Source organism: Sphingobacterium sp. UBA7253, from assembly GCF_002472745.1.
Lineage (GTDB): Bacteria > Bacteroidota > Bacteroidia > Sphingobacteriales > Sphingobacteriaceae > Sphingobacterium > Sphingobacterium siyangense.
Window position 1 is genome coordinate 2,107 of record NZ_DKSP01000238.1, and the last position, 877, is coordinate 2,983.

Here is an 877-nt window from a genome sequence, read left to right on the forward strand (position 1 = left end):
TCGCAGTTGTTTCCGTGAGCACAACACTTGTTGGATTTTTTAAAACAGTCGTTGGATTCCCTTTGATTAGCGGAAAACTAAATAGTTCAAAGAAATCGTCATCTGCAATAAAGAGTTTCTTTTCATTGAATGCAATGTTGCCAACAGAGAATAACCCATTGGCAGGCATTACCCGTACAGCTTTTTTGATATCATCGGGATAATCGGTTAATAAGGCCGTGGCATAGGGTGCGGATAAATAAGGTGCACGGTCCTTGGTGTTGTCAAAACCACGTATGACCCGATAGATGCGACCGCCTTGGCTGTGAAACTTATCAAAGCTAAACTGATTGGCGATAAACAGGAATATCATTGCGCAGACGGTGATGCCTATTGTTAAGCCAAGGATATTGATAAAGGAAAAAACCTTGTTCTTAATAAGGTTTCTCCAGGCGATTTGGAAATAGGTCTTTATCATACTTTTTGTTATAAGTGTTCATTCTGAACTTATGGTAATCAATCCCGTTGAAGGATAGGTTGATTTCTATTTTGAAAAAAATGTTCAATGGATCAATTTCAAAAAAGCGGCCAAAGGGCTAAAGTATTTTTAGTCAATAGATTGTATTCTTTCTTTTTGTGGTTAAAGTGTTTGGATTCGAACACTTCATGTTCATATTCGAACAGGCTACAGTGGGGAGGTCAAAAAGATTTTAATTGACAGGTGAGCGCTTGATCGAAGTGACAAATATTCGAAATAGCATCAGATTTGATGTATAAAGGAGAGCTATGTATCGTCAGGGCAAAGAGTATGTCGCAATATAACAACTTGTTAGTTTTATTTTATGTTTTTCATTTGCAAATAATTTGTAAGAAGCGTATATTTGTGCCACACAAAACA

General features: G+C 36.9%; 1 protein-coding gene. It reads right to left on the reverse strand.

The annotated features are described in order from the left end of the window. On the reverse strand, window positions 1–457 hold a 457-nt coding region (locus B2X72_RS24855; protein WP_286851952.1), incomplete at its 3' end, for an ABC transporter permease. Between the last annotated feature and the right edge of the window lie 420 nt (window positions 458–877).